The 22,719-nt window shown below is 66.4% G+C and carries 16 protein-coding genes; 9 read left to right on the top strand and 7 right to left on the bottom strand.

Annotated features, from left to right (window positions below; all coding sequences use genetic code 11):
• The first annotated feature begins 34 nt into the window (after positions 1 to 34).
• The 3 genes from rpsP to U0S50_RS02285 all read left to right on the top strand — a co-directional run bounded on the left by rpsP (position 35) and on the right by U0S50_RS02285 (position 2,548).
• Positions 35 to 568, top strand: coding sequence for a 30S ribosomal protein S16 (rpsP, locus tag U0S50_RS02295; RefSeq protein ID WP_322307119.1), 534 nt, complete (start codon positions 35 to 37; stop codon positions 566 to 568).
• A gap of 4 nt (positions 569 to 572) precedes the next feature.
• Positions 573 to 1,067: a ribosome maturation factor RimM gene (rimM, locus tag U0S50_RS02290; protein ID WP_322307118.1), complete on the top strand. Its 495-nt coding sequence runs from the start codon at positions 573 to 575 to the stop codon at positions 1,065 to 1,067.
• Between the two features lie 107 nt (positions 1,068 to 1,174).
• On the top strand, positions 1,175 to 2,548 hold the full coding sequence (locus tag U0S50_RS02285) for a M20/M25/M40 family metallo-hydrolase (RefSeq protein ID WP_322307117.1): 1,374 nt from the start codon (positions 1,175 to 1,177) through the stop codon (positions 2,546 to 2,548).
• 25 nt (positions 2,549 to 2,573) lie between these two features.
• Here U0S50_RS02285 and U0S50_RS02280 read toward each other — a convergent pair whose 3' ends face one another.
• Positions 2,574 to 3,170 (bottom strand): TetR family transcriptional regulator C-terminal domain-containing protein, encoded by a 597-nt coding sequence (locus U0S50_RS02280; RefSeq protein ID WP_322307116.1) that lies wholly within the window; start codon positions 3,168 to 3,170, stop codon positions 2,574 to 2,576.
• A 33-nt stretch (positions 3,171 to 3,203) separates the two neighbouring features.
• Between U0S50_RS02280 and U0S50_RS02275 the strand changes: the two genes are divergently transcribed.
• Positions 3,204 to 4,367 (top strand): aromatic ring-hydroxylating dioxygenase subunit alpha, encoded by a 1,164-nt coding sequence (locus U0S50_RS02275; protein WP_322307115.1) that lies wholly within the window; start codon positions 3,204 to 3,206, stop codon positions 4,365 to 4,367.
• Entirely contained in the window at positions 4,367 to 5,971 is a 1,605-nt protein-coding gene (locus U0S50_RS02270) for an NAD(P)/FAD-dependent oxidoreductase (RefSeq protein WP_322307114.1), read from the top strand. Before U0S50_RS02275 ends, U0S50_RS02270 begins: the two co-directional genes overlap by 1 nt.
• Here U0S50_RS02270 and U0S50_RS02265 read toward each other — a convergent pair.
• The 6 genes from U0S50_RS02265 to U0S50_RS02240 form a co-directional block, all read right to left on the bottom strand.
• Positions 5,948 to 7,243: an amino acid permease gene (locus tag U0S50_RS02265; protein ID WP_322307113.1), complete on the bottom strand. Its 1,296-nt coding sequence runs from the start codon at positions 7,241 to 7,243 to the stop codon at positions 5,948 to 5,950. The genes U0S50_RS02270 and U0S50_RS02265 overlap by 24 nt on opposite strands.
• 16 nt (positions 7,244 to 7,259) lie before the next feature.
• Positions 7,260 to 9,695, bottom strand: a complete 2,436-nt coding sequence (locus U0S50_RS02260; protein WP_416194942.1) for a TonB-dependent receptor — start codon at positions 9,693 to 9,695, stop codon at positions 7,260 to 7,262.
• Between the two features lie 142 nt (positions 9,696 to 9,837).
• Positions 9,838 to 11,652, bottom strand: a complete 1,815-nt coding sequence (locus tag U0S50_RS02255; protein ID WP_322307111.1) for a tetratricopeptide repeat-containing sulfotransferase family protein — start codon at positions 11,650 to 11,652, stop codon at positions 9,838 to 9,840.
• A 14-nt stretch (positions 11,653 to 11,666) separates the two neighbouring features.
• Positions 11,667 to 13,325, bottom strand: a complete 1,659-nt coding sequence (locus U0S50_RS02250; RefSeq protein WP_322307110.1) for a thioredoxin domain-containing protein — start codon at positions 13,323 to 13,325, stop codon at positions 11,667 to 11,669.
• A 55-nt stretch (positions 13,326 to 13,380) separates the two neighbouring features.
• Positions 13,381 to 14,724 (bottom strand): M48 family metalloprotease, encoded by a 1,344-nt coding sequence (locus U0S50_RS02245; RefSeq protein ID WP_322307288.1) that lies wholly within the window; start codon positions 14,722 to 14,724, stop codon positions 13,381 to 13,383.
• A 195-nt stretch (positions 14,725 to 14,919) separates the two neighbouring features.
• A complete protein-coding gene (locus tag U0S50_RS02240) occupies positions 14,920 to 17,601 on the bottom strand; it encodes a ribonuclease E/G (RefSeq protein ID WP_322307109.1) in 2,682 nt (893 codons plus the stop codon).
• 611 nt (positions 17,602 to 18,212) lie between these two features.
• Between U0S50_RS02240 and U0S50_RS02235 the strand changes: the two genes are divergently transcribed.
• From U0S50_RS02235 to U0S50_RS02220, 4 genes are all read left to right on the top strand, one after another.
• Positions 18,213 to 19,481 carry an N-acetylmuramoyl-L-alanine amidase gene (locus U0S50_RS02235; protein ID WP_322307108.1) on the top strand — a complete coding sequence of 423 codons (1,269 nt, stop codon included), beginning with the start codon at positions 18,213 to 18,215 and terminating at the stop codon, positions 19,479 to 19,481.
• Between the two features lie 193 nt (positions 19,482 to 19,674).
• Positions 19,675 to 20,928 carry a D-arabinono-1,4-lactone oxidase gene (locus tag U0S50_RS02230; RefSeq protein WP_322307107.1) on the top strand — a complete coding sequence of 418 codons (1,254 nt, stop codon included), beginning with the start codon at positions 19,675 to 19,677 and terminating at the stop codon, positions 20,926 to 20,928.
• On the top strand, positions 20,925 to 22,070 hold the full coding sequence (locus U0S50_RS02225) for a DSD1 family PLP-dependent enzyme (protein ID WP_322307106.1): 1,146 nt from the start codon (positions 20,925 to 20,927) through the stop codon (positions 22,068 to 22,070). The genes U0S50_RS02230 and U0S50_RS02225 overlap by 4 nt, the downstream gene beginning before the upstream one ends.
• Complete coding sequence (locus U0S50_RS02220; protein ID WP_322307105.1) at positions 22,067 to 22,663, top strand: TetR/AcrR family transcriptional regulator; 597 nt, start codon at positions 22,067 to 22,069, stop codon at positions 22,661 to 22,663. The genes U0S50_RS02225 and U0S50_RS02220 overlap by 4 nt, the downstream gene beginning before the upstream one ends.
• Positions 22,664 to 22,719: the final 56 nt, after the last annotated feature.

Genomic DNA, 22,719 nt, shown 5'->3' with positions numbered 1-22,719 from the left:
CGGAAAACCAAGTTAGACGTAAAAGGACAATATCATGGCTACCTCCATTCGCCTGTCGCGCGGCGGTTCGAAAAAGCGCCCCTATTACAAGATCGTCGTCGCCGATTCGCGCAGCCCGCGCGACGGCCGCTTCATCGAACGCATCGGCAGCTACAATCCGCTGCTCGGCAAGGACAATCCCGAGCGCGTGAAGATCGACGCCGAGCGTGCGAAGCACTGGATCTCGGTGGGCGCGCAGCCGACCGACCGCGTTGCTCGCTTCCTCGACGTCGCGGGCGTCAAGGAACGTGCCGCTCGCAACAACCCGAAGAAGGCCGAACCGGGCGAAAAGGCCAAGGAACGCGCCGAGGAAAAGGCCGCGAAGATCGCTGAAGCCGAAGAAGCCGCGAAGGAAGCCGCCGAGGCTGCCGCCGCTGCTGCTGCCGCGCCCGCGGAAGAAGCCGTCGCCGAAGCGGTGGCCGACGAAGTTCCCGCCGACGCGACTGCCGCAGATGCGGCGGCGATCGCTGAGGAAATCGCCGAAGGCGGCCCGGTGGCCGACGCTGGCGAAGAAAAGGCCGAAGGTTAAGCCTTTGGCGAACGCCGATCGTCCCGTTACCCTCGCCGCCATTGCCGGCGCGCATGGGGTGCGGGGCGAGGTGCGTTTGAAATTGTTCGGCGAAGGCGCGCAGGCTTTGCGCGCCTTTTCCGTTTTTGACGCGGGCGCGCGAAAGCTGACCCTGCAATCGGTGCGTCCCGTCAATCAGGGGGCGGTGGCCAGTTTTGCCGAAATCACCGATCGCGGCGCGGCAGAGGCGCTGCGCGGCACCCTGCTTACCGTCCCGCGTTCGGCGCTGCCGCCGCTCGGGGAGGGTGAATATTATCACCACGACCTGATCGGCCTGCCGTGCGTTTCGACGGCTGGCGCCGCGATCGGCCATGTTGCCGGGGTCGAGAATTTTGGCGCTGGCGACATTCTGGAAATCGAGAAGCCGGATGGCAAGCGCTTCATGGTGCCGATGAATGCACAGGCGGTTCCGGCATGGGACGCCGACACCGTGACCGTGAAGGCGGATTTTGTCGAATAGGATCGGCGTTCGCGTTTTTCTTCCCCTGTCCCGGGCCTGCTCGATCCCGGTTCCGGCATCTTCCTGTTCCGTCTTGCGAAGCGCCGCGAAGACGCCATAGTCGGCGCATGCGCATCGTCCACGCCCCGCTCGCCCTTGCCGCCGCCCTGCTCGCGGTCTCGCCGGTCCAGGCCAAGCCCGCCGACCCCGACGTCGCCAAGCAGATATTGAAAGACAGCATCGCGATCCCGACCGTTGCCGGACGCGGCAAGGTGCCCGAACTTGCGGCCTATTATGCCGGGGTTCTCAAGGCTGCTGGCTTTGCCGACGCGGATATCCGCATCACCCCGATGGGCGAGACCGCGACCTTCGCCGCGACGCTGAAGGGGCGGGGCGAGGGCAAGCCGATCCTTATGCTGGGCCATATGGATGTGGTCGAGGCGGATGCGAAGGACTGGACGCGCGACCCGTTCGTCCCGGTCGAAGAGGGCGGCTATATTTTCGGTCGTGGTTCGGAAGATAACAAGTTCGACATTGCGATGATGGTCGCGACCTTCGCGCAACTGAAGAAGGACGGGTTCCGGCCGCAACGGACGATCATCCTCCTTTTGTCGGGCGATGAAGAAACCTCGATGGCGACGACCAAGGCGCTGGCGGCCGAGTATCGCGGGGCCGAACTCGCGCTCAACGGCGATGGCGGCGGCGGCCTGATCGGCGAGGATGGAAAGCCCAAATATTACGGGCTCCAGGCCGGCGAGAAAACCTATGCCGACTATCTTCTCGAAGTCACCAACCCCGGCGGGCACAGCTCGCGCCCGTCCGACACGAACGCGATTGTCCAGCTGTCGAATGCGCTCGCGCGCGTGGGGCGCTATCGTTTCGCGCCGCAGCAGAATGAACTGACGAAAGTGGGGATGCCGATCGTTGCCGATCAGGTCGGCGGCGCGATGGGGGATGCGCTGCGCGCCTTCGCCGCCAACCCCGCCGACGCCGGTGCCATTGCGGCGATCCGGGCCGAACCCGAATATGTCGGACAGATCGGCACCACCTGCGTTCCCACGCTGGTCAAGGGCGGCCACGCCGAAAATGCGCTGCCGCAACGCGCGACGGCGAACATCAATTGCCGCATCTTTCCCGGGGTCGGGATCGATACCGTCAAGGCCGAGCTTGAACGGGTCATCGCCGATCCGGCGATCAAGGTGACGGTAATCGACGATCCGACGGCCAGCGACGCATCGCCGCTTCGGGGCGATGTGATGGCTGCGGTGACAAAGGCGGTTCATGCGCGCTTCCCCCGGCTGCCGATCATTCCGTCGATGAGCGCGGGCGCGACCGACAGCCTGCATTTTCGTGCCCAGGGGGTGCCGAGCTATGGCGTCGCGGGCCTGTTTTCCAAGGCCAGCGACAGCTTTGCCCATGGCCTCAACGAACGGGTGCCGGTCGATGCCATCCCCGGTGCGCTCGCGCATTGGGACAGCCTGCTGCGCGACCTTTCGAAATAAAGCCTGCGGCCGGGACGGCGCGCGCTTATAACAGCGCGGCCACCGCCTGTTCGACCATGCTGGCCGCGGCGGCAGCGCCAAAGCTCGTCGCGTCGAGCGACAGTTCAAGCCACAGCCCGTCGACCATCGCGGTCAACATCACCGCCAGCCGCTCGGCCCGGTCGGGGTCCGCCCCGCATCCATGCAACAGGTCGGCCAGCCGGGCGCGATAGCCCGCATAGCTTTCGGCGTGGATCGCCGCCATGCGCGCGTCGCTACGCGCCAGTGCCCAAAAGGCGGTCCAGGCACCGAGCAGTTCGGGGTCGGTGACGGGGGCGCGGAAACTGGCGGTCAGATAGGCATTCAGGCGGACGCGCGGATCGGCGCCTGCCCCTTCCACCGCTGCCGCGAATATCGCGTCTATCCGGTCGCTCGTCGCGCGATAGGTCGCCGCGATCAGATCGTCGATGCCTTCGAAATAGTGCCGCAGCAATCCCGGCGACACCCCGGCGCGCGCACAGATCGCGCGGACGTTGGTGCCCGCCAGCCCATGCGCGGCGAGGCACGCCGCGGTCGCCTCGATCAGCGCGGCGCGGCGGGCATCGGCGCTTTCGCGCGTAAAGGCTTGGCGAGCGGCTGTCATGTTGTTATACGATCGTATAACAAGGAGCGAGATATGGCAACCGCAGCCCTTTCCGATTCGCATCGCGATCCGCTCGACGGCTGGTCGCTCCCGGCCTGGACCTACAGCGACCCCGATTTTTACGCGGCCGAGGTCGCCCGCATCTTTCGCCCCAGCTGGCAGGTCGTCTGCCACGACAGCGACATTGCGAACCCCGGCGACTGGCACAGCATCGATTATGTCGGCGAAAGCGTCATTCTGGTGCGTGGCGGCGACGGGGCCGTGCGGGCCTTCACCAATGTCTGTCGCCACCGCGGTTCGCGTCTGGTCGATGGGGCGGCGGGCTGCGCGAAAAAGCTCGTCTGCCCCTATCATGCGTGGACCTATGAACTCGACGGCCGGCTGTCGGGCGTCCCCGATTCGGCAAGCTATCCGACCCTCGACAAGGGGCGCGCCGGGCTTGTGCCGGTCGAGGCCGAAAATTGGCGCGGTTTCTGGTTCGTGCGACTGGACGATGATGGCGGCCCGTCGGTCGCGGCGATGATGGCGCCCTATGAAGCGATGATCGAACCCTATCGTTTCGAACAGCTCGGCGCGCTCGGCCGCGTCACGCTGCGCCCCCGCGATGTGAACTGGAAAAATGTCGGCGACAATTATTCGGACGGCCTGCACATTCCCGTCGCCCATCCCGGGCTCACCCGCCTGTTCGGAAAAAGCTATGGCGTCGAGGCGCAGGACCGGGTCGACCGCATGTGGGGCGATCTGGCCGACCGGCCGTCGGCGAACTGGTCCGAACGCCTGTACCAGCGCCTCTTGCCACCGGTTCCGCATCTGCCCGCCGATCGCCAGCGCCACTGGCTCTATTTCAAGCTGTGGCCGAATGTCGCTTTCGACATCTATCCCGATCAGGTCGATTTCATGCAGTGGCTGCCGACCGGCCCGACCAGCTGTCTGATCCGTGAAATCTCCTATGTCCTGCCCGATGCGCGGCGCGAGATGCGGGCGGCGCGCTATCTCAACTGGCGCATCAACCGCCAGGTCAATGCAGAGGATACCGCGCTGATCAACCGGGTGCAGCAGGGGATGCAGTCGCAAAGCTTTTCGATGGGGCCGCTCTCCGACAAGGAGGTCTGCCTCAAGCATTTCTGTGCCCGGATGCGCGCGATCATCCCCGAAGCACGGATGGAGAACGCCCCCGGGGCGGGATGGAGCCGATAATGACAAAAAACTATGACGCGCTGATCATCGGGGCCGGTCACAACGGGCTTGTCTGCGCCTTTTATCTCGCGCGTGCGGGGCTGAAGGTGCGGATTGTCGAGGCGCGCGATGTCGTCGGCGGCGCCGCCGTGACCGAGGAATTTGCGCCGGGTTTCCGCAACTCGGTCGCCAGCTACACGGTCAGTCTGCTCCAGCCCAAGGTCATCGCCGACATGCGGCTTGCCGACCATGGCTATCGCGTGATCGAACGGCCGATCAGCAATTTCCTGCCGCAGACGGATGGCGGCTATCTCAAGCTTGGTGGCGGGCTGGAACGGACCCAGGCCGAATTCCGGCGGTTCAGCGCCCACGACGCCGACGTGCTGCCCGCCTATTATGACGCGCTCGAAAATGTTGCCGAACTGCTCCGCGACCTCGCGCTGAAGGCGCCGCCCAATGTCGGCGACGGGCTGCGCACCCTGCTCGACGGCGCGCGGCAGGGGCGGCGTTTTGCGGGGCTCAGCCTCGAACAACAGCGTGACGTGCTCGACCTCTTCACCAAATCGGCGCGCACCATGCTCGATGGCTGGTTCGAAAGCGAGGCGGTCAAGGCGGCGTTCGGTTTCGACGCGGTGGTCGGCAACTATGCCTCGCCCGACACGCCGGGCAGCGCCTATGTCCTCCTCCACCATGTGTTCGGCGAGGTGAATGGAAAAAAGGGCGCCTGGGGGCACAGCGTCGGCGGCATGGGCCGGATCACCGAGATCATGGCCAAGGTGTGCCGCGACGCCGGGGTCGAGATCAGCCTCGAAAGCCCGGTCGCCAGGGTGCTGGTCGATGGCGGCAAGGCGGTCGGGGTGAAGCTGGTGGGCGGAGAGGAAATCGCCGCCGCGCGCGTGATCGCCAATGTCGGGCCCAAGCTGCTTTACGAGCGGATGATGGACGCGAGCGATCTGCCGGGTGATTTCGAGCGCCGGATCAAGGGGTTCAAGGCCGGCAGCGGCACCTTCCGGATGAATGTCGCGCTGAGCGAGCTTCCCCGCTTCACCTGCCTTCCCGAACCCGGCGAGCATCATCAGTCGGGGATCATCATCGCCCCGACGCTCGACTATATGGACCGTGCCTTCCTCGACGCGAAACGTGACGGCTGGTCAAAGGAGCCGATCGTCGAAATGCTCATCCCCTCGACCGTCGATGACAGCCTCGCGCCCGCGGGCTGTCATGTCGCCAGCCTTTTCTGCCAGCAGTTCGCGCCCGAACTGCCCGATGGCCGGGACTGGGACGATGAGGAGGAAGCGGCGGCCGACACGATCATCGATACGGTGGAAAAATATGCTCCCGGCTTTCGCGCCAGCATCGTCGGCAGCACGCGCCTCAGCCCCAAGGGGCTCGAGCGCAAGTTCGGCCTTGTCGGCGGCGACATCATGCACGGCAATATGAGCGTCGACCAGCTGTGGGCGGCGCGCCCGGTGCTCGGGAACGGCGGCTATCGCGGGCCGGTGAAGGGGCTTTACATGTGCGGTGCCGGAACCCATCCCGGCGGCGGCGTCACCGGGGCGCCGGGGCACAATGCGGCGGCGGTCATCCTGCGTGACCGCGGCCTATTCGCCCCCCGCTGGCGCTGAGCGGGGCGCGGCCATCCGCGTCCAGACATAAAGGGGAAGCCCCGCGGCCATCAGTACCAGGCTGAGCGCGCTGACCCCCAGCCCGGCGCCCCACAAGGTCCACAGCGCATAGGATAGACCGATCAGCGCGACCGGAACCGCGACCCGCAGCCGCAGCGCGGCCGCGGCGCAGGCGAGGTAGAGCCACAAGGTCACCGACGTCGACAGCACCGCCATGAAGGTGAACATCTCGCTCGTCGACTTGTTGTTGTTGAGGATGACGCAGCCGGTGGCGATGACGCTGGACAGCAGCAGCGCCGCCGCCGGGGTGCCGTGGCGGTTTTCGCGCGCGACCCAGGCGGGAAGCAGCCCCTGGCGGGCGAGCGTGGCGGGCAGTTCGGCCTGGATCAGCGTCCAGCCGTTGAGGGTGCCGAGCGCGCTGATCGCGGCAAAGGCGGCGATGAACAGCGCGGGTTCGTGCGCCCAATAGCGCTCGACGAACAGCGAGAAGGGCGCGTCGGATTTCGCGACATCGGCGGCGGGCAGCATCAGCGCGATCGCCGAACAGACGATCAGGTACAGGATGCCGGTCGCCGCGGTACCGATCATCGTCGCGCGCGGGATCGTCACGGTGGGATTGTGAACCTTGTCGGCGGCGACGCTTGCCGATTCAAAGCCCAGCAGCGCCCACAGCGTCAGGATCGCCGATCCGCCGACCGCCGCCGCCGACAATCCCTCGGCGGGAAAGGGCATGACGGGAACGGGTTCGGCGCGCCCGAAAGCGAGCGGGATCAGGATGACGATGGTGAGCAGCGGCACCAGCTTGATCGCCAGCGTCGCGACCTGAAAACGACCGGCGGCGCGCGCGCCGCGCCAGTTGACCGCCGTGACGATCCAGATCAGCGCGATCGTGGCGATCGCCATATGGCCGTGCAGCATGGGAAAGAAGATGCTGAGAAAGCTGACGCTCGCCACCGCCAGCGTGACATTGGCGGTCCACACCGACACCCAATAGGCCCAGCCGATCATGAAGCTGGGGATGCGGCCAAAGGCGCGTTCGACGAAACCGGTCGGGCCGCTCGCCTCGGGATGGGTGACGGTCAGCCGGGCCAGCACAAAGGCCAGCGCGAGCGCGCCGCCGATCGTCAGCGCCCAGCCCGCAACCGCATTCCATCCGAAGGGGGCAAGGCTGGCGGGGAGCAGAAATACCCCCGATCCGATCATATTGCCCATCACCAGCGCAACGCACATCGAGAGGCCGAGCTTGCCGCCCGGCCTCTTGGTGTCGGTCATCGCATCGGACACCCGGTCAGAAGTCCTTGCTGACCTTGATCCCGATCAGGCGCGGCCGGATGACCGTATCGTAAAAAACGCCGCCGGTATTGCTGACCCCGTCGGGGTCGCCGCACGTCGTCTCCACGCACTGGACACCTGCATTGACCACGCCGTTGCTGTCGAACAAATTGGTCGCGAACAGCTCGGCTTTCCAGCTTTCGCCCTTCACCCCGACACTGATGTCGGCGGTGGTATAGGCGTCGAACATGCCCTTGATGCCGTTTTCCGTGGTGCGCAGGTCGCTGCGGCGCTTGCCGATATGGTTGACCGCGAACTGGACATGGCCGTCCAGCCCGCTGATCGGGAATTCATATCGCGTTACCAGATTGGCCTTGAACTTCGGCGTCACCGGCAGGCTGGTGCCCTTGGGCGCGAGCAGGGCGTTGGCGCGGCCATCACCCCCCGGCAGGCTGCAATCAAAGGCCGGGTTGGCGATGCGGCAGAAATCGCGGCGGATTTCGGCGTCATTATAGCTCATGCCCGCGTTGATCGAAAAGCCGTTCTGGCGATAGCCGAGATCCAGCTCGATCCCCCGAATGCGTGCGATGCCGGCGTTGCGGATTTCGGTCAGCCCGTTAAGCCCTAGGAAGGACAGCTGAATATCCTTCCAATCTTCCTGATAGACGGCGCCGTTGAACCGCACCGGGCCCCAGTTCGTCTTCCACCCCAGCTCATAATTGTCGAGCGTATCGGGGCCATAGGGCGGCAGGGTGCCGCGCCGGTTGATCCCGCCGGGACGGAACCCGCGCGACCAGGTCGCATAGACCATCGCATCGTCGTTGAACTTGTAGGTCAGGTTCAACTTGTGGATGAAATCGGTGTCCTTCGTCCTTTTGTCGAGGTTGGTACAGGGCGATCCCGATACCTGCGCCGGGCCGAAACAGGCGGCCTCGCCGGTGCGGCTGCTATATCCGGCCGAATAGCCGAAAAAGCCGACCAGGCTGTTGTCGAACTTGTAAACGCGCCCGCCACCGGTCAGCGTCAGCTTGTCGGTGATATCGAAGCTCAGTTCGCCGAAGGCGGCATAGTCACGGTCGACGCGCTTCTGCTTGGTCAGCCAGATATTGCTGTCGGTCCCGGTGACGGTGATCGAATCGGCGATGTCGTCGATGATGTAATGCTGCTCGATATTATGCGCCTGGCGTTGCCAGAACACACCGCCGATAAAGCGGATGCGGGCATCGGCGGGCGAGGCGACGCGCGCCTCGAAAAAGCTTTTCTTATAACGGTCGATGCCCTGAATATATTGGTTCGGGTTCACCTGATCGCCGTCATTGTCATAGAAATAGACGGCGTATCCGTAGAGTGAATCATAGAAATAGGCATAGTCCGAATAGTCGCTTTCGACCTTGGTCTTACGGCGCAGATGGCCGCCGGTGACGGTCAGGTCCCAGCTGCCGATCTTGCCCTCGATCGTCAGCGCGGCCTGCAGCCATTTGTCCTTCGAATGCTCGGGATTATATTGCACGGTCTGCAGCTTGCGGGTGACGGCGCTCGATCGTTCCTGTGCAAAGCTGCCGTTGCTTTCCTGGACCTGGCCCATGATCGTCGGGCGCAGCGTCCAGTCGTCGTCAAGCTCGATCCCGAGCGCCAGCCGCGCGCCATAGGTGTCGGCGTCGTTATAGTCCTTCTTTGCCAACCCCGCATTGGTTTGAGTAATGTCGTCGCCCGGCAAGTCGACCAGGTCACCATTGATGTTTTGCTTGATCGGATAAACCCGCGTCCCTGGGATATTGTCGATATATCCCGCATCGTGGCGATACCAGCCGACGAGGCGCAGCGCCGCGCGCTCGCTGAGCGCGGCATTGACGAAGCCTTCGGCGACGCCGCCGAAATCGCCATGCGCCACGCTGTTGACCTCCAGCCCCACCGAACCATAGGTGCCGCTGGTGTCGGGGCGGTTGGTGACGAGCTTGATCGTGCCCGCCATCGAACTCGCGCCATAGAGCGTGCCTTGCGGCCCGGCGAGCGCCTCGACCCGCGCGAGGTCATAGGCATGGATGTCGAGCGCGCCCTGAATCGTCGTCACCGGCATTTCGTCGAGATAGGTTCCGACGGTCGGCAGCGATGCCGAATGGTTGGCGTTTTCGCCCGACGATACGCCGCGGAAATACACCTGGGCAAAACCGGGGCCCGCCGACTGGATCGTTACCGACGGCAGGAATTTGACGACGTCCTGGAATTCCTTGACCTGAAGCTCGTCGAGCCGCTCATTGCCGATGGCGGTGATCGCCAATGCGACGTCCTGCAGATTTTCTTCGCGTTTCGACGCGGTGACGACGATGTCATTGTCGTCATTGCTGCTGCGCTGCGCCTGTTGCTGCGCGAGCGCGGTTCCCGATGTGCACAAGATGGTCGTGGCGAGCAGCAACGCGCCGCCCCTTGCAAACGCTGTCGTCCCATTCCGCATGAGTTTCCCCCTCCATGACGGCTATGGAGCAAAGAATGACGGCCCGTTCGCCGAGCGCAAGTATCGACGTCGCTGTGGGACGTTCGTTGGTCGAAAATTTCGGCACCTGTTGCCCAAAGGCAACGAATTTACCCCGGTTGCGTCAGGCGAAACGCGCGGGAACCTCCGGATAGGCGTCGAGAACGGGACCCAGCGCGTCGCGAAGCGGTCCGATCCAGGCGTCATAGGGGCGCCACTGGTCGACCCCGTCGCGGTTGATCGGGCGGCGGACCTGCTCGCTCGATGCGGTACGCACCGCGCGGTCATTGGCGTGAAAGGCCATGCACGCCGCCTCGAACGGCTGGCCGAGATAGGCAAGCATGGCGCGCACCTCGGTTTCGGGATCGTCCAGCAGGGCTTCGTGGATTACCCGGTGAACCGCGCCCGGCTGCACCGCGTCGATATGCGCCATCAACCGCACATAGTCGCTGTAATAGGCGCCCATCGCCGCGAGGTCATAGCTGAACGCCTGTCCCTTCGCGAAATGCTGGCGGAAATTGGAAAAGCAGCAATCGAGGGGATGGCGCCGCGCGTCGATGATCTTTGCCCGCGGCAGGATCAGGCGGATCAGCGGGACATAGAGCCAGTTGTTGGGCAGCTTGTCGATGTAAAAGGGCTTGGCGGTCTTGCGCTGCACGGCGGTCGCGCGAAGGAAGGTCGCACCCAGTTCGGCAAGCTTTTCGGGGGGCGCTTCGGCCAGCGCCTCGATCCAGCGCCGCCCGTCGGCCTTGGCGGCGCGGCCAAGGCCGAGCGCGATCGCCGGAATGTCGGGCAGTTCCATCGTCCCCTCGATCGCCGAATGGCTGGCGAGAATCTGTTCGATCAGCGTCGATCCTGCGCGCGGCATGCCCAGGATGAAGATCGGGTCGGGCGCGGGGTCGCCCATGCCCGCGCGCGCCGCGAAAAATTCGGCGGTCGAGGTCGCGATCGTCGCGTCGACCATCGCCCGTGTTTCGGCGGGGTCATAGCCGAGCTGTTCGGCGCGGATGGCATTGCCCGCGGCATAGTGGCGAAAGGCGGCGTCGGGTGCGTCGGCGTCGGCATAGGCCTTGCCCAGCGCGAAATGCAGGTGCAGCCGGTCGTCGGCGCGTGCCTCGGCCTCTGCGTCGGAGGCGCCCAGCGCCGCCTCCATCGCCGCGCGGTCGTCGGCATCGAACCGGATCGTCTTTAAGTTGGCAAGGCTCCACCACAATTCGCCAAGACCGGGGTCACAGCGCAGGGCATGGCGATAGGCCGCGATGCTGTCATCCTGGCGACCGACCGTCTTCAAGATGTGGCCATAGCTCATCCACAGCTTGGCATGGTCGGGAAAGCGCTGCGTCAATTCCTCGTACAGCGCCGTCGCCTCGTCATAGCCACCGATGCGGCCGAGCGCGGCGGCATGAAGATTGGCGTGCGCCGGATTGCCCGGATCCTCGGCACGCACCGCGTCGAGCGTCTCGGCGGCGTCGGCGAAACGGTTCTGCTTGTAATAGACGGTGGCGAGGTTGGCGCGCGCCGCGCCAAAGCCCGGCGCCAGCTCGAGCGCGCGGGTCAGCAGCTTTTCGGCGTCGGGATAGCGGCCGATGCGCCCCGCCAGTTCGGCGAGCATGCGGATCGCCGCGACGTCGGTGGCATCCTCCTTCAACCGCGCGCGCAGCGCGGCCTCGGCATCGGGCAGGCGGTTTTCGGCGAGCGCCAGCGCCGCATCGACCATGGCGGGGTCGTGGACTGTCGCCGATACGGCGGCGAGCGATGCCGCCTGCGCCTCGCTTTCGCGTCCCATCGCGCGCAGCGCGTGCGCCGCGATCCGGTGTGCGGCGGCCGATGTCGGCACTGCCTCCAAAATGGCATGGGCCTGGGCCAGCGCCGCGCCGGGCTGATCGCGAAGCAGGTGGCGGGCGTTGGCAATCGCTTGATCGTGCGAGACGGTCGCCATCACCCGCGCGCCTTTCAGCTCTTGGCCCGCGCCTTGGCCACCGCCTGGCGCAGCGTGTCATATCCGACCTGTCCCTGCAGCAACTGGTTGCCGATGACCCAGGTGGGGGTGGCATTGAGCTGCAACTGGGTCGCGATGGCAAGGTTGCTGTCGAGTTCGCGCTGGAAGATTGCTTCGTTCGCGGTCGCATCGGCGGTGCCGTCGGTGACGACGCCTGCGCGTTCGGCTGCCGCCGCAATCGCGCTCTTGTCGAGCGATCCGGCCTGGAACATCGCGTGGTGGAAGGCGTCATATTTGCCCTGCCGCGCGGCGGCGAGCGCCATCAGCGCGGCATCGCGGCTTTGCGGCGCGATGATCGGCAACTCGCGGAACACGACCTTCAACCTTTTGTCCTCGCGGATCAGCCGGTCGACGTCGGGAACGCTGGCGCGGCAAAAGCCGCAGGCATAGTCGGTAAAGACGACCAGCGTTACGTCGCCGTCGGCATTGCCCGCCCAGGCGCCGGCATAGGGTTTTTCGAGCGCCGGGCGGATCGAATCGATCGCGCGCGCCATTTCGCGGTCGCGCTGGGCTTCCAGCGCCGCCGGGATGATTTCGGGGTTCGCCTTGATATAATCGGCGACGACGGTTTCGACCTCGCTCTTGCTGAGCCCGCCGCCAAGGCGGCCACCGAGCCAAAAGACGAGCGCCAGCGCAAGCAAGGCGCCGCCGCCCCACATCCACATACGCGGTGAAACCGAATCCATTCGTGCCCCCTCGATTCGCGGCAAACGCTGCGCTGTCATGGCTTTCGCGCTGCCCCCCTTACCGCCCGCCGGCTTCGATGTCGCGCCCGCCGTTGGGGGGACCGCCCCCTCGGCCGATGGGTGCTGCGGCGCGGCTGCCGATATGGTGGCGGGCGGCTCGCTTGCGAACAGCGGCAAATCGGGGGCGGAGGCGATTTCGGCCTCGCGGGCTTCGGCCGCTTCGCGCGCCAGCAATTGTTCCAGTCCCGACGGCGGCGGGGGCGCTTCTTCGCGCGGCGCCGGGCGCAGCCGGGTCGCGGCCTCGCCCAGCCCGTCGCGGGCGTCGCGCGCGGCCTGTTCCAGTCCGGCGCGGGTCTTGTCGGCGGCGTGGCCCAGGCCGCGACCGGCTTCGTTCGACAGGCGGGTGACGCGGTCGCCCAGCGCCATTTTCTGCCAGGCACGGCCGCCGGCGTCGGCGGCGGTGCGGCTGGCGCGCGCCGCGCCGCTGGCCATCGCCCGGGCGGCGGCACCCGCCATCATCGCGCTGCGTTCGGCGGCGATGCGCGACCGACGGGGAATTTCCATCGCCTCGACGCGGGCGGGAATATCGGCGCGCTCGCCGACGCGGATCGTCCAGTCGGCAAAGGCCTCGGCGCCGTCGCGCAGCGCCTGCGCGACGCGCGTCGCACCGGCTTTGACCTGTTCGGCTTTCACCAGCGGTTCGCGCGGGCGCTCGTCGCGCGCCGGATATCGGGACAGGTCCATGCCCACCGGGGGCGAATCCTTCGGCTTTGCAAGGCCTCCTTCCGATCCTCCGTCGAATCCCGCGCCGAACCCTTGGTCCGCGCCCGCATGATGCCCGCCACCCGGCCCCGGCGCCCGCGGGGGCGCGGGCGGCGTGGGGTCGCGCAGCCACGGCTGATAATAATCGTCTTTCTTGTCGGTCACTTCTTACCCTTGTGCATCACGGATTTGCGATGCGCCCGAATGATTGGCCGTGAATCTAACGCCGTTTGCGCTCGCGTTCCACCTCGGCGCGAGCGACCAGCGAAATATCCTGTGCACGAATCCAGTCGGGCGATCCCTGGGGCAGGCCCTGCATCGCGACTTCGGCATTACGCAGCGCGAGTGGCGCCTGTCCACCCATCAACTGATAGCGCTCGGCCGAGGCGAGCGCCGCGCGCGGCTGGTCGCCCTTGTTCGCATAGACGATGCCGAGCTGGTACCAGGCAAAGGGGTTCTGGTTGTCGAGCGCGACCGCGGTTTTCAGGACCTTTTCGGCTTCGGGGTAATTGGCGGAATTTTCGGTTGCGATCAGCGCATGGCCGAGCAGCGCGCTGATCAGCGGCTGCGAACGCGAATTGGCGACCGCCTTGCGCAGCGGCGCGATCGCTTCGCCGGGGCGCCCCGATTCGAGCAGTATCTGGCCTTCCAGCTCCAGGAAATAGGGGTCTTCCGGATTGGTCGCCAACAGCCCTTCGACCTCCGCCAGCGCCTTTTGCGGATAGGCGCTCTTGTGCCAAGCATAGGCGCGGGCATAGCGCGCCGGAATGCCGTTGTTGCTTTCGGGATATTTGCGCAGCGTGCGTTCGGGTTCGGATACGAAACCCGACAATTTCGCTTTCACCCGCTGGAACCGGCGCTCGATTTCGGGATCGGCGGGCTTTTCCCAGGCGGGGTCGATCACATAGACTTCGCGCAGCGCCTGAATGCGGTCGCCCGACATCGGGTGGGTCCGCCCATAGGCCTGATCGTCATCCTGTTTGATGCCATAACGAAACTCCAGATTCTGAAGCTTCTTGAAAAAGGCCAGGCTTCCGCGCCCGCTGATGCCTGCGGTCGACAGATATTGCGCGCCGGCGGCGTCGGCGGTCGATTCCTGGACCCGGGTAAAGGCCAGGAACTTGCCCAGCGCGGCCTGCTGGCCCGCCATCATGATGCCCATTCCGGCCTCGCCGCCGCCCGCCGCGATGGCCGCGGCACCCAGCAACAGGCTCAGCAACGAGATGCTCGTCGCGGTCTTGGCGCCGTCATTCACGCGGATCGCGTGGCCGCCCATGATGTGGCCCAGTTCGTGCGCCAGCACGCCCTGAACCTCTTCGGCGCTGTCGGCGGCTTCGATCAGGCCGCTGAAGACATAAACGTCCTGGCTGCCCGCGACGAAGGCGTTGATGCTGCGGTCGCCGAGCAGGTGAACGCGGACCTGGCCGCGCTGCAGCCCCGCCGCGACGGTCAGCGGGTCCATCATGTCCTGCAGCAACACTTCGGTTTCGGCGTCGCGCAGGATCGATTGCGCCAGGACGGGCCGCGCCGACAGCGCCAGAACCGTCAGGAAAAACAGGAACATGCGGGACAGGGCCCGGAATGCGTGCGCCGGGCGGGGGCCAAGGAACAGCGAAGGGGTCATTGCCCCCTGCCTTGCTCCGCGCGTCTGAACCTCAACTGAAGCCATAGGGGCTTTGTGGGGGGCGATGGGCGCGGGCGCAAGGCCCGGCATGGGATTTCGCAATGGTGGCCGCCATCAGGCGGCCACCATCTGCGATCAGTTGCCGAAGGTGCGCTGCCACCAGCCGCGGCGGGGTTCGCCTGCGGGGGCGTCGTCTCCGGCTTCGGCGGCGACCGCATCGCCCTCGGCCGCAACGGGGGCCTCGGCTGCTGCGGCTTCGGCTTCCGGCGCGGCGGCTGCGGCGGCCTTCTTGCTGCGGCTCGCGCGCTTCTTCGGCGCGGGCTTGGCCGGGGCTTCTTCGGCGGCCGGTGCGGTTTCGGTTTCGGTCGCCACCGTTTCGGTTGCGGGGGCCTCGTCCGTGGCGGCTGCCGCTGCCGCTTCGGCCTCGGCGGCGAGTGCCGCCTTGGTCTTGCGCGGCGCGCGCTTGCGTTTCGGCTTCGCTTCGGCCGGCGCGTCTTCGGCCGGGGCCGCCTCGGCTACCGTTTCGGCGGCTACCTCGGGGGCGGCGTCGACGGGCGCTTCGGCTGCGGCTTCGGCTTCGGGCGCGGCCTCGGCTTCGGCGGGTTTCGCCTTGCGGCCGCGTCCGCCGCGGCGGCGCTTGGGCTTGGCTTCGGCTTCGACGGCCTCTTCGGCCGTTTCGTTCGCCTCTGCCGCGGCCTCTTCGGCCAGACCTTCTTCCGTTTCGGCTACGGCCTCGGCGGCATCGTCGGACGCGCCTTCGGTTTCGCCCTCGGCACCTTCGCCGGCTTCATCGTCGCGGCGGCCGCGGCGGCCACGGCGGCGGCGGCGGCGGCGCTTGCGGCCCTCGCCATCGGCGTCGTCGCGTTCGTGACGCGGGGCGCGTTCGGCGGCTTCCTCTTCCTCATCCTCTTCGTCGATGTCGACGATATCTTCGTCCTCTTCTTCCTCGATCGGCGCGATCGGGGCGAAGTTGCGGCGCTGGGTCGGGGGCGGGCCGCCGACCTCGATCGCCATGCGCGCGCCCTCGGTCTCGCCGTCGGGCAGGATTTCGACGGTCACGCCGTACAATTCTTCGATCTCGCGCAGTTCGCGGCGCTTTTCGTTGAGGAGGTAGAAGGTCGCTTCCTGGCTGGCGCGCAGGGTGATCTTGCTGCCCTTGCCGCGGGCGGCCTCTTCCTCGATCAGGCGCAGCGCGCTCAGGCCCGCCGACGATGCGGTGCGGACCAGCCCGGTGCCCTCGCAATGCGGGCAGGGGCGGGTCGAGGCTTCGAGGACGCCGGTGCGCAGCCGCTGGCGGCTCATTTCCATCAGGCCAAAGCCCGAAATGCGGCCGATCTGGATGCGCGCGCGGTCGTTCTTCAGCGCTTCCTTCATCGCGCGCTCGACCTTGCGGACGTTCGAGCCATGATCCATGTCGATGAAGTCGATGACGACCAGCCCGGCCATGTCGCGCAGGCGCAGCTGGCGGGCGATTTCGTGCGCGGCTTCCAAATTGGTGCTGAGCGCGGTCTGCTCGATATTATGCTCGCGCGTCGAGCGGCCCGAGTTGATGTCGATCGACACCAAAGCCTCGGTCGGGTTGATCACCAGATAGCCGCCCGATTTCAGCTGGACGACCGGGTTTAACATTCCGGCAAGCTGATCCTCGACGCCATAGCGCTGATAGAGCGAGACGGGATCGGCATATTGCTTCACGCGCCGCGCGTGGCTCGGCATCAACAGCTTCATGAACTGCTTGGCGGCCTTATATCCCTCGTCGCCCTCGACCAGCACTTCCTCGATGTCGCGATGATAAATGTCGCGGATCGCGCGCTTGATCAGGTCGCTGTCCGAATGGACCAGCGCCGGGGCGCTCGACGCCAGCGTCTTTTCGCGAATCTCGTCCCACAGGCGGGCGAGATAGTCGAAGTCGCGCTTGATCTCGGTCTTGGTGCGGCTCATGCCTGCGGTGCGGACGATGCAGCCCATCGTCGGCGGCAGATTCATCTCGTCGATCATCGCCTTCAGCTTGCGGCGATCGGCGCCGTTCGAAATTTTCCGGCTGATCCCGCCGCCGTGCATCGTGTTCGGCATCAGCACGCAGTAACGCCCGGCGAGCGACAAATAGGTGGTCAGCGCCGCGCCCTTGTTGCCGCGCTCTTCCTTGACGACTTGGACCAGCATCACCTGGCGGCGACGGATGACGTCCTGGATCTTGTAGCGGCGGCGCAGCGACATGCGGTTTTCACCGTCCTCGTCGTCGCTGCGACGGCTGCGACCGCGACCCTTGCGGCCGTTATTGCGCCCGCGGCGGCGGCGACCGCCCCGGTCGTCCTTGCCTTCCTCGGCCGCGTCGTCGCCTTCGCCTTCGCCGGCCTCGCCATGATCGTCCTCGGCGTCCGCATCGGCATCGCTGTCACTGTCTTCGCCGACGGTTTCGGGCGCGGCTGGGCCGTCGCCATTGTCGTCTTCGTCATGGCCTTCGACGTCGGCGACATCGCCTTCCAGTTCGTCCAGATCCTCCTCGGCGCGCATCGCGGCTTCGGCGGCATGTTCGGCCTCTTCGCGCAGCAGCGCTTCGCGGTCTTCCTTCGGAATCTGGTAATAATCGGGGTGGATTTCGCTGAACGCCAGAAACCCGTGGCGGTTGCCGCCATATTCGATGAATGCCGCCTGCAGCGACGGTTCAACGCGGGTCACTTTTGCCAGATAGATATTGCCCTTGAGCTGCTTGTGCTCGGCGGACTCGAAATCAAACTCCTCGATGCGGTTTCCCTTGGTGACGGCGACCCGGGTTTCTTCCCGGTGCCGCGCGTCGATCAACATGCGCGTGGTCATTATAAACACTCCAAGCGCGCCGTGGCGCGCCAATCAAAAATCCCGCGGATGCGCCCGATCGGCGGCCGCGGCGGATAAGGGTGAAAGAAAAAAAGACGTTATTGCCGCAAAGGGCCTGCGTCCGGTGTTGGACGCGCATGCAGTCTTCGTTCCGGGCGACGACCGGGGCGAAAGCGCCCGCATCGCGACGGAATGAAGAGGGCATGGCAAGCCTCATGCGGCATCAACCTGTTGGGGTGATCGGGCGGGCAGGGCGGGCGTCTGGCGATCGCCCCGACCTTCCGGTCAACCGGGTGGACCGACGGCAGGGCGCCATTCCCCGCGCGTCCGGCACCGGGGCGGCCGCGTTCCCGCAGTGTCGCGAGATCGGCGCCTTTCCCCTCAAAAGGCCGGACGGGACCGGAAAGGGCACCGTCGGTGATGGTCGTGCTAGCATCGGCTTTGACCGACGGCAACCTCAACCACCACAGAAAGATAGGAAGCCGCCACGCCGTTGCAATCGGGCGGGGGCGTGCGATCATACTGAATCGCCTGTTAACCGCGCCGGTTGACGGGGGTTTGACCTCCGATGGCTAACAACCCCTTCATCTTGATCGGTGGCCGGGGGCGTCATGAAATCGAATAAGCGCTGGACCATCGCGCGCGCCGGGCGGCATAAACGCTCCATGGGTCTGACTGCCATATTGCTTGCCGCGATGCTGAATCCGCTGCCGGTCCTTGCGGGCCAGATCGGCGCGGTCGAAATCGGCGATTCGGATATTACGCTACGCTTCGACGGGCTTGTCGCCGGGGCCTCGGCCTTCCTGCTGGCCGGGCCCGATCGGATCGCGCTCGATATCGCGGGCGCGCAGCCCGGGCGCTCGCCCGCCGGCGGCGGCATCGTGCGCGCCGTGCGCCAGGGGCGTCAGGACGGCGAAACCGCGCGCGTCGTGCTCGATCTGGCGCAGCCCGCGCTCGTTTCCAGCGCGCGTTTCGCGGCCGACGGACGCAGCCTGTCGCTGCGCCTGCGGCCGGTATCGGCCGACGAATTTCAACGCGCCGCGCGCGCGCCGCGGGTCGAACTTCAACCCCCGGCCCAGTTTCGCGCCAAGCCACCCGAAAAACGGTACAGCGTCAGCGTGCCGATCGGCACGGCCAAGCCGGCGCTGCCCTTGCCCCGCATTCAGGGGCCGGCGAATGACCGCCTGCCGCTGGTGGTGATCGACGCCGGGCATGGCGGGCATGATCCGGGGGCGATCTCGCCGCACAGCGGGCGGCGGGAAAAGGATATCACGCTGGCGCTGGCGCGCGCGATTCGCGACGACCTGCTGGCCAGCGGCCGTGTGCGCGTCGCGCTGACGCGGTCGGACGACCGCTATCTGGTGCTCGAGGAACGCTATGGCATCGCGCGGCGGCTAAAGGCCGATCTGTTCATTTCGGTTCACGCCGACGCGGCCGAGAATCAGGACGCCAGCGGCGCGTCCATCTATACGCTGTCGGAGGTCGCTTCCGACCGCGAGGCGGCCCGGCTTGCGGCGCGCGAGAACAAGGCGAACATCATCAACGGCGTCGATCTGGGCGCGCACAGCGGCGACGTGTCTTCGATCCTGCTCGACCTCGCGCAGCGCGAAACGATGAATGTCGCCTCCGATTTCGCGCGCCTTCTCCAGCGCGAGGCGGCGGACAATGTGAAATTCCGCACCAGCGCGCACCGCTTTGCCTCCTTCGTCGTCCTGAAGGCGCCCGATACGCCGTCGGTGCTGTTCGAAACCGGCTTTATCTCGAACAAGGATGATGCCGAATTTCTGGCCTCTGCGGACGGCCAGAAAAAGGTCGCGCGCGGGGTGCGTGACGCGGTGCAGATTCATTTCGCACGCCGCATCGCCGCGCTCGGCAACTGATTTCCTTCGATGTCGCGGGTGTCGCGGCCGGCCGGAACCACGCTCCGCGGCTGATCGGCGTGCGGTCCCGGTCGCTGCGCGCCCGATATTGGCGCGCGGTCCATTCGCCTCTCTTCGAAAATATAGTCTTGACTAACTTTCTTGGTCGGTCAGTCTGCCCTCCGAATGCAGCGCAGGGGCGGAAGGAGGGGGCATGGCCTGGAAAAACTGGTCGGGCAGCGTCGCCGCTACGGCAAGCGTGGCACGGCCGCAAAGCGAGGATGAACTGGCGCAGATGATCCGCGCCGCGCGCATGGTGCGGGCCACGGGCGCCGGTCACAGTTTCATGCCGCTTTGCGATTCGGGCGAGCTGATCGTCAGTCTCGATGCCCTGGACGGCACGCTCTCGATCGCCGCCGATCGGCGCAGCGCGCGCATCCCGGCAGGATGGAGCATCCGCCGCCTGACCGCCGCGCTGTGGGACGAGGGGTTGGCGCTTGCCAATCAGGGCGACGTCAATCCGCAGTCGCTGGCGGGGGCGATGGCCACGGGGACGCACGGGACGGGGGCGGAGCTGGGATCGCTTTCGACCTTCGCGCGCGGCTTTCGGCTGATCGGCGCGGATGGAGAGGTGCGCTGGTGCGACGCCGCGACTGACGCCGACCTGTTCGAGGCGCAGCGCCTGTCGCTCGGCCTCTTCGGTATCGCGACCGCGATCGAGGTCGCGGTCGTTCCCGCCTTTCATCTTGCCGAACGGATCGAAAAACGATCGTGGGCGGATATCCGCGAAAGCTATGACGATCTGGCCGCGCGGCATCGGCACGTCGAATTCTGGCTTTTTCCCTATTCCGACGATGTGATCGTCAAGACGCTCGACCCTTGCGATCCGTGCGACCCGCCCGCCTCGACGACCGATATGGACGAAACCGCCTTTCGCCGTGTCCTCGACGTCTCGGCGCGGCTGCCCTTTCTGACCCCCTGGCTTCAGCGCGCGATCATGCGGACCGATCTGAACGGCCGCCGCCGCGGACCGGCCCATTGCATTTACCCGTCGGATCGCACGATCCGGTTCGAGGAGATGGAATATGAAATGCCGCGCGCCGTGGGGCTCGACGCGCTGGCCGAAGTGGTCGGCTGGATTCGGCGGCGGCGGCTGCCCGTCACCTTTCCCTTCGAATATCGAACCGTCGCGGCCGACGACATCTGGATGAGCCCGATGAATGCCGGGCCGGTCGCCGCGATTTCGATGCATCAATATGCCCGGATGCCGTGGCAGCGCCTGTTCGCCGATGCCGAGCCGATTTTCCGGTCGGGGGGCGGGCGCCCGCATTGGGCCAAGCGCCACACGTTGACGCGCGCCGACGTCGATGCGCTCTATCCGCTCTGTGATCGCTATCGCGCGGTGCGCCGTGCCGCCGATCCGGCGGGCAAGTTTCTGAACCCCCATATGGAGGCCCTGTTTTCATGAGCGACGATCTGCTGCTGCACTCTCACCTGATCGGGCGCCAGGGCGGCCGCGCCGATCTCAATACGCCCGTGCTGGTGCTCGACCTTGCCGCGCTCGACCGCAATATTGCCGCCATGGCGGCGTTCGTCGCGGCGCGCGGCGTGGCGCTGCGCCCGCATGCCAAGACCCACAAGAGCGTCGATATCGCGAAGCGGCAGGTGGCGGCCGGGGCGGTCGGCCTTTGCTGTGCCAAGATCGGCGAGGCGGAGGTGCTCGTCGATGGCGGCATTGCGGGGGTCCTGATCACCTCGCCGGTGGCGGCGCCGCGCGCGATCGAGCGACTGGCCGCGCTGGCGGGCCGCGCCGACCGGTTGATGGCGGTGATCGATCATCCGGACGTCGCGGCGCGGATCGATGCGGCGCTGGCGGCCGTCGGAGCGCGGCTCGACATCGTCGTCGACATCGATCCCGGCATTGCGCGCACCGGGGTCGCGTCGGCGGACGCGGCGGTCGACCTGGCGCGGGTCGTCACGGGGCTGCCCAATCTGCGTTATTGCGGCGTGCAATTCTATTGCGGGACGCAGCAGCATATCGAGGATTATGCCGAACGCCGCTCTGCCATCGCCGAACGGACCGTCTATCTGAGCGGCGTCATCGCCGCGCTTTCCGGGGCGGGGCATCCCCCCGCGATCGTGACCGGGTCGGGCACCGGCACCCACCGCATCGACCTCGACCTCGGGGTTTTTACCGAACTGCAGGCGGGCTCCTATATTTTCATGGACCAGCAATATCTTGCCTGCGACCTCACCGGCGACGGCACCCGGCCCTTCGAAACCGCGCTCGGCGTCGATGCGCGGGTGGTCAGCGCCAATCATTCCGCGCTCGTCACCATCGATGCCGGGTTCAAATCGCTGTCCACCGACGGCGGTGTCGCCCTCGTGCGCAGCGGCGCGCCCGAACAGGCCCATTTTGCCTTCATGGGCGACGAACATGCTGCGCTGGTGTCGCCCGGCATCGGCGATGCGCTCGGGCCCGGAGATCCGGTGACATTGACCGTTCCGCACTGCGATCCGACCGTCAATCTCTATGATCATTATCATGTCGTTGCCGACGACATGCTGGTCGCGATCTGGCCGGTCGGCGCGCGCGGCCGCGCACGATGAAGCCGCCGCCCCGCCAGGCCCGCGCCGCCGCGACCCGCGAACGCTTGCTCGATGTCGCGGGTGAATTGCTGGCCGAAGAGGGGATGGAGCGCATCTCGACGAACCTCGTCGCGGCGCGCGCTGGGCTGACCCCACCCGCCCTCTATCGCTACTTCGCGGATAAATATGCGCTGCTCGAAGCGCTGGGGGAACGGCTGATGACGCGGCAGAATGCCGTGCTCGATGCGTGGCTGGTCCGCCATGCGCCGGGGGGCATCGCGGCGATGGCCGCCGGGCTTGGCGATCTTCTGGCCGAAAACGGCGCGGTGACGCGCGCAGAGCCGGGGGCGGTGTGGATCTTGCGCGCGCTCCATGCCTCGCCGCGTCTCGTCCACGTCCGGCTTGGCTCGCACCGCTTCGTGACCGACCGGCTGACCGACGCCTGCGCCGCGCATCTGCCCGGCGTCGACCGCGACCTGTTGTGGCGCCGGCTGCGTCTGGCGGTCGAGATCGGCTTTGCGGCGGACGAGATGCTGTACGAGGAAGACGGGATCGCCCCCGACGATCTGCTCGCCGACGTCGCCGCGATTTTGCGTTCCTTGCTGCCCGGATGACCGCCCTGCCGCAACCATGCTTCCCTTTCGGTCGCACAGGCTTTAGAGGCTTGCCC

This window comes from Sphingopyxis sp. (genome assembly GCF_034380315.1).
Lineage (GTDB): Bacteria > Pseudomonadota > Alphaproteobacteria > Sphingomonadales > Sphingomonadaceae > Sphingopyxis.
The sequence above is the reverse complement of the archived record's forward strand: the minus strand, read 5'-3'. Positions and strand labels throughout refer to the sequence as shown.